This is a genomic window from Dyadobacter sp. CY323 (assembly GCF_021390245.1).
In the GTDB taxonomy this organism is placed as follows: Bacteria; Bacteroidota; Bacteroidia; order Cytophagales; family Spirosomataceae; genus Dyadobacter.
In genome coordinates this window covers 644,462-651,719 of the sequence record NZ_JAJUXH010000002.1, presented here as the reverse complement: position 1 = coordinate 651,719, position 7,258 = coordinate 644,462, and the positions used below count along the sequence as shown (strand labels likewise).

The following is a 7,258-nucleotide window of genomic DNA, read 5'->3' as shown; positions in this document are numbered from 1 at the left end:
AGGTTGTCTGCGGCCCATTTTTCTTTGATTTGCTTATACCTAAAGTTAAACAATTCGGAAAAGTTATACAACCGCTAAAATGCAAAAAAAGACTGCCTCTTTTGAGACAGCCTCTTTTTTTTTGCATTATTCAAATCTCCTCCCTCAAATTTGCTTCGTATTGTTATTATCCTTGACAACATATCAAATCCAGCGGCCGCAGAGCGGCCCCCTGTTTCTAGAAAAACATACATCATTGATAATGGCCCCAGCGGGGCCTCCCGTTTGTCCGCCGATTCAACTCATGAATTTACCTATATTCTATTATCTTTGTCACTAAGATATTTAGACAATGAGATAATATGAACGAGAACCTGGTCAAACAAGTCAGAAAACTTAGCCAACAATACGCCTACACCTCCATTCAAATGCATGAAGCCGTTGCCCGGAAGGCGGGGCTTTCCGGAACGGATCACAAATACCTGGGATTTTTAATGGAAAAAGGGCAGATGACCGCAGGTGAGCTTTCCACTTTAACAGGTCTGACGACGGGTGCAGTTACAGGTTTGATCGACCGGTTTGAAAAAAAAGACCTTGTAAAAAGGCGGTTTGCCGCGGACGACCGGCGGAAGGTGATCATTGAGCCCAATACGGAAAACATCATGGCACTCCTGGTGCCACTCTACAAAGATTTCAGGAGCAAGTCCGAACAATTGATTGCTTCTTTTTCGGATGAAGAAAGCAAAGTGATTGAGACGTACTTTTTAAAAGCGATTGAATTGATGAACGAGACCACGAATCAACTCAACAGTAATAGAAAATGAACACATACGTACTTGATTTTCAGCAGGTAGACCGTTCAAAACGAATGGCTGTAGGAGGCAAGGGGGCCAATCTGGGCGAATTGTCCGGAATGGAAGGTATACGGGTTCCCGAGGGATTTTGCATTACCACCGAAGCATGTAAAAGAACAACCGAAAACAATCGGGAGCTTGACAATTTGCTGAATAAACTGGCATTGCTGAATGCGGAGGAACGATCAGCCATTGGGGAGATCAGTGCAAAAATCCGGCGTGCGATTGAAAGTATCCCGTTTCCAACGGATATCGCAGACGAAATTGTGAGGAAACTCGCAAAATTTGGTGAAAATAATGCATTCGCCGTACGTTCTAGCGCCACGGCCGAAGACCTGCCGACGGCATCGTTTGCTGGCCAGCAGGATACTTATTTGAACATCATCGGAAAGGAGTCGATTCTGAAACACATCCGGAAGTGCTGGGCTTCTCTTTTCACAGACCGGGCCGTGATTTACAGAATTCAAAACGGCACATTGGCGGGCGATTTCGATCACCGTAATGTTCAGTTGTCTGTGGTAGTTCAGGAAATGGTTTTTCCACAGGTAGCAGGGATTCTGTTTACAGCCGATCCGGTCAATGGTAACAGGAAAGTGTTATCCATCGACGCCAGCTTCGGTTTGGGCGAGGCGTTGGTTTCAGGACTCGTAAATGCGGATAACTACAAAGTTCGGGAGGGTGAAATCACTGAAAAGCACGTATCCACCAAGCAAATGGCGGTTAATGCGCTGAAAGAGGGTGGCACGATGGAACAGGAAATTGAGCCTGCGCGGCAGAAAGAACAGGCGCTGACCGATGAGCAGATTTTAGAACTAGCCCGGATCGGCAGACAAATCGAAGCACATTTTGGCAATCCGCAAGACATTGAATGGTGTTTGTCTGACGATGTATTTTACATTGTCCAGAGTCGGCCGATCACTACCTTATACCCGATCCCTCAGGAGAATGCGGGAGACAATGACGGCTTGCAAGTATATCTGTCTGTCGGCCATCAACAGATGATGACCGACGCGATGAAGCCGTTGGGGTTGTCTGTTTGGCTGTTAACAACTCCTGCGACAATGCGCGTGGCCGGCGGAAGGCTGTTTGTTAATGTTACACCGATGCTGGCTTCACCAGCCGGCAGGATAACGATGATAGAAACGTTGGGGAAATTCGATCCACTGATCAAAGACGCACTTACAACCATCGTAAGCCGGGCTGATTTTATGAAACCGTTACCGGATGATGAAAAAGATGCAGGTTCGGGCAATGGCGAGAAGGCGGTGTCGCCACCAGATTACCTGGCATTAAATGATTATGATTCGATGGGCGGCGCGGCAGCTGTTGTTTCTGAGTTGATCAAAAGCAGTGAAACATCTATAGAAGCGTTAAAGCAAAACATCCGGACGAAGTCAGGGCCGGACTTGTTTGACTTTATTCTGGAAGATACCCAGCAATTAAAGAAGAACGTACATGCCCCGCAGAGTTTTGGTGCGATTATGACCGGTATGAATGCTGCATCCTGGATCAATGAAAAAATGCAGGAATGGTTGGGCGAGAAAAATGCGGCTGACACACTTTCGCAATCCGTCCCGAACAATGTTACTTCCGAAATGGGCCTCGCATTAATGGACGTCGCCGATGTAATCCGCCCTTTTCCAGAAGTGGTTGCTTATTTGTCAGATGTGAGATGTGAAATGGGAGATGTGAGATGTGAAACGGGAGATGTGAGATGTGAAACGGGAAATGGGAAATGGGAGAAGCGTGCAGAAACAACTCCAACCCCACATCTCACATCCAACCCATCTCACCTCTCACCTCTCACATCTCACTCCATACCCGAGCTTCATGGCGGACAAGAATCCCTGAACGCTATCAACGCTTTTCTCGACAAATACGGCATGCGATGTGCGGGGGAGATTGATATTACCAAGACGCGCTGGAGTGAAAACCCGGCTGCGCTTATCCCCATTATTCTCAGTAACATCAAAAACTTTGAGCATCATGCGGGAAAACGGAGATTTGAGCAGGGGCGGGACGAAGCTTTGAAAAAGGAGCGAGAGTTACTGGACCGGTTAATGCAATTACCGGATGGTGAACAAAAAGCCGAAGAAGCAAAACGAATGATCGGCCTGATCCGGGATTTGAGCGGTTATCGTGAATATCCGAAATATGGTATGATCAATCGCTACTTCGTATATAAGCAGGCGTTACTAAATGAAGCCGAGCAACTTGTGCAAGCCAATGTCATTTACGACAAGAAAGATATTTACTACCTCACTTTTGAAGAACTTCGTGAAGTAGTACGCACTCATAAAGCGGATTACGAGATTATCAGCCAGCGAAAAGATGATTATAAATACTATGAAAAATTAACGCCGCCACGTGTTATGACTTCCGATGGAGAGATTATTACGGGTGCATACAAACGAGAAAACCTTCCGGCGGGTGCTATTGTTGGTCTGGCTGTTTCGTCTGGCGTGGTAGAAGGTCGGGCACGGGTGATCTTAAACATGGATACGACTGATCTGGAAGAAGGGGATATACTAGTGACTACATTTACGGACCCGAGCTGGACACCGTTATTTGTTTCGATCAAAGGTCTGGTCACCGAAGTAGGCGGACTAATGACCCATGGAGCCGTGATCGCACGTGAATACGGCTTGCCGGCAGTAGTCGGGGTGGAGAATGCGACGAAGGTGATTAAAGACGGCCAGCGGATCCGGGTGAATGGGACGGACGGGTGGGTAGAGTTGCTTATCTAGGCTTTTATTTTAATTTTTTTGCACAAAATCCGGATTTGTGTTACATTTTACATCTTAATAACAAGATTTCAAACTTTTAACTCCTGATTTAAGATGAAAACAAAGTACTACATTCTGATGATTATCGCGGTTAGCATCGTTTCGGTTGCGGCGACAAAAGCGGTTACGGCGGACGAGATATTTGGTACCTGGAAATACATGATCAGCGACGTTCCAGCGGAATATCAATCGGGATTTTTTACATTCGAGCAAAAGGATAGTAAGACGGTGGGGTACGTCGGCGACACTCAAAAGCAGGAGATGAAGGAACTGGCGGTTGATCAGGGCAAAGTCACGTTTGCAACAGAAAACGAGCACGGTGTATTCAAGTATAGCTTTATGCAAAAAGGGGATACATTAACCGGCACGATATCCTCTCAGTACGGAGATTTTCCGATAAAAGCGGTTAAGGAGGCTAAGAAGTAAGTTTCGCGAGGAATTGTGTTGTAATTTGATTAGTAAAAATCCTGTAAATCGGAATGATTTGCAGGATTTTTCATTAACAGCCGCAGAGCGGCTTCCTGTTTCTAGAAAAGAGTAGCACCATTGAAATTACGGGCCCCGGCGGGGCCTCCTGTTTATCCGCCGGTTTTCAGGAGGCTCCGCCGGAGCCGCATTTACTTTTGAGGGATCTTATTTTCTAGAAACAGGAAGCTCCGCCAGAGCTATTTCTTTTGATTTCGGGCAAACGTCTTCCAGGTCGAATTTACAATTCAATAAGATCCCACGATCATTAGCATTCCGTTTAGTCTATTAAGTGAAGTGCCCGCCATCCGTACCATCTGTTAACAGCCGCAGAGCGGCTTCCTGTTTCAAGAAAAGAGTAGCACCATTCAAATTAGAGGCCCCGGCGGGGCCTCCTGTTTATTCTCCGGTTTTCAGGAGGCTCCGATGGAGCCGCATTTACTTTTGAGGGGTCTTATTTTCTAGAAACAGGAAGCTCCGCCGGAGCTATTTCTTTTGCTTTCGGGCAAACGTCTTCCAGGTCGAATTTGCAATTCAACAAGATCCCACGATCATTCCGTTTAGTCTATCAAGTGAAGTGCCCGCCATCCGTACCATCTGTTAACAGCCGCAGAGCGGCTTCCTGTTTCTAGAAAAGAGTAGCACCAATACAATTACAAGCCCCGGCGGGGCCTCCTGTTTATTCTCCGGTGCAACATTATCATGGGTCAATCGTCTTTGCATTGCGGTCGCTTTTTGCGTCGCATTGAACAACAGCCATGATATGAAAAAACTGCTACTTATCCTGATCGTACTGGTCGCAAGCGTCACTCTTACACGGGCCAAGCAATTTAAAGTCAAAGGTATTCTTACCGACTCGGCGACTGCCAAACCCGTGGAATTTGCGACGGTAGCCCTGCTCCAAAATGGAAAAATCCTGCACGGAACCACCACAGACACAAATGGGGCATTTGAATTTGAGAAAGTGACCCATGGACGTTACGCGATCCAGGCTTCGCTGATCGGATATGCGACGAGAAATACCGGGAAGTTTGATGTGAAATCGAAAGATGTTGACCTTGGGAATATTCCCCTGGCTGCGTTTGTGCAAAATCTCAATGAAGTAACCGTTTCGGAGCAAAAAGCACTTTTTGAAGAGCGATCGGACCGCATGGTTTATAATGCGGAAAAAGACATTAGCATCCGCGGCGGCGACGCGACCGATGTTTTGAAAAAAATACCTTCCGTGGCCGTGGATATTGAAGGTAATGTGCAGCTGAGGGGAAGCGGTAATATTAAGGTATTAATTAATGGAAAACCTTCCAGCGTAGTTGCCCGCAGCGTTTCAGATGCGCTGAAACAAATCCCGGCGGATATCATCAAACAAGTTGAGGTAATCACCTCGCCGTCTGCGAAATACGATGCGGAAGGAACTGCCGGGATCATTAATATTATTACTAAAAAGAACTCATTGAAAGGTACCAACGGGTCTGTGAGCCCCAACTTCGGACAATGGAACAACTGGCCCAATGCAAGCATCAACCACCGGGATAAAGGCATCAGTCTCAGTGCCAATGGAGGTTTTAGTAACTGGCGTAACAAGCGTATGATGAGCCAGATACGTTCATTTTCCGAGGCGGATACCCTGAGTTTGCAGGATCAGGAACAATGGGTGAAAGGCAATGGAAAGAACTTCTACGGCACAGTCAATGCGGACTGGGATGTAGATTCTCTGAACCGGATTGGCGCGGGGGTGAATTACTATAATGGGCGCAATACCAATGGGTTTGATATCACATTTGAGGAAACCCGTCAGGGGATTGTGAGTGAGTATTTCCGCCGGGACATGAGCCGGACTTATGACTGGTCGGGTGCTACTTTCAACCTGGATTATACCCGTCTTTTTAAAAAACCAAAAAAAGAACTGAACCTGCTGATGATGTATTCGTTTGAAGGTGAGGATAGTGATTACTGGGCCAATGTTCATAACCGCAGGGAGCAGATCTTTTACCGCGAAAAAAGTTATAACATCAACAACAATAAGGAAGCCACATTCCAACTGGATTTTACCAATCCACTCGACAGTATCAGCACGCTTGAGATGGGAGCGAAATCCATTCTCCGGCAGATTTTAAGCGATTACCGCATTGCCAGCGCACAAGACGGTTCAACGAATTTTGTAGATATGCCTGATCTGGCCAATGTTTTTGACTACAACCAACAAGTGGCCGCTGCTTATGTGGTTTACAGCCGGACGCCCAAGAAAAATTGGGGCATTAACCTAGGAGCGCGTTATGAGCACACGTTTATCAGAGCCAATTTTTTGAATGGGACCAGGCCTTTTTCGAATGATTACGGCAATTTCATTCCAAGTCTGAGCCTCTCCCGTAGCCTCCCGAAAAACCAGCAGATCCGGCTGAGTTATTCGCAACGGATCCAGCGCCCACAGTTTTACTATCTGAACCCGTATGTAAATCAGTCGGATTCCAAAAACCAATATGGCGGCAACCCTTATCTCAGTCCGGAATTGACGCATTCTGCTGAGGCCAATTACAGCATCTCCATTGGTCAAACAAGTATTAATGCATCCTTTTTTCTGAGAAAAACAAAGAATGCGATCGAAAGCATCAGCTCGGTGGACAGCAGCGGGGTTTTAAAACAGATTTTCCAGAATGTAGCGGAGAATTCGGCATATGGGGTAAACCTGAGTGCGAATGCCAAAATTATCAAGCAATGGACAGTCAATGGCTCGCTCAATCTGTTCTATAATGTGCTCGAAAGCGCCGAACTCAAAACGAGGAATGCGGATTGGATGTACCGCATTAACCTGAATTCGACAGTAGATTTTGGGAAAGGTTACAAAGCGCAGTTATTCGGATTTTATAACTCGCCGCGGGTGAATCTTCAGGGAAGATATGGTGGATTTGGCTTTTACAATATTGTATTTCAAAAAGAAGTGTTGAAGAAAAAAGGTACGATCGGCGTTGGTTACGACAACCCATTCAACCGCACGATCAGCTGGCGCAACGATTTCGTCGGCCCCAATTTCGTACAGGTGCAGGATGTAGCCATGTACCGCCGCGGCTGGCGCATCAATCTGAAATATGAATTTGGTAAAATGAACGGTGCCCCTCGTCAGAAAAAGCGGATTAGTAATGATGATAAGAAGGCTGGGGAGGGGAATAATTGAGCGAA

Annotated in this window: 4 protein-coding genes; all 4 read left to right on the top strand. The window is 46.5% G+C overall.

The features are described from left to right. Positions 1-341: 341 nt before the first annotated feature. The 4 genes from LZG72_RS06110 to LZG72_RS06095 all read left to right on the top strand — a co-directional run bounded on the left by LZG72_RS06110 (position 342) and on the right by LZG72_RS06095 (position 7,253). A complete protein-coding gene (locus LZG72_RS06110; protein ID WP_233868860.1) occupies positions 342-803 on the top strand; it encodes a MarR family winged helix-turn-helix transcriptional regulator in 462 nt (153 codons plus the stop codon). Beyond that, a complete protein-coding gene (locus tag LZG72_RS06105; protein ID WP_233868857.1) occupies positions 800-3,580 on the top strand; it encodes a phosphoenolpyruvate synthase in 2,781 nt (926 codons plus the stop codon). Before LZG72_RS06110 ends, LZG72_RS06105 begins: the two co-directional genes overlap by 4 nt. A gap of 93 nt (positions 3,581-3,673) precedes the next feature. Continuing rightward, positions 3,674-4,045, top strand: coding sequence for a hypothetical protein (locus LZG72_RS06100; RefSeq protein WP_233868854.1), 372 nt, complete (start codon positions 3,674-3,676; stop codon positions 4,043-4,045). Between the two features lie 802 nt (positions 4,046-4,847). Then, on the top strand, positions 4,848-7,253 hold the full coding sequence (locus LZG72_RS06095; RefSeq protein WP_233868852.1) for an outer membrane beta-barrel family protein: 2,406 nt from the start codon (positions 4,848-4,850) through the stop codon (positions 7,251-7,253). Positions 7,254-7,258: the final 5 nt, after the last annotated feature.

Coding starts and splice junctions, on each gene's coding strand:
- LZG72_RS06110 (WP_233868860.1), top strand. CDS start 342: ATGAACGAGAACCTGGTCAAACAAGTCAGAAAACTTAGCCAACAATAC.
- LZG72_RS06105 (WP_233868857.1), top strand. CDS start 800: ATGAACACATACGTACTTGATTTTCAGCAGGTAGACCGTTCAAAACGA.
- LZG72_RS06095 (WP_233868852.1), top strand. CDS start 4,848: ATGAAAAAACTGCTACTTATCCTGATCGTACTGGTCGCAAGCGTCACT.
- LZG72_RS06100 (WP_233868854.1), top strand. CDS start 3,674: ATGAAAACAAAGTACTACATTCTGATGATTATCGCGGTTAGCATCGTT.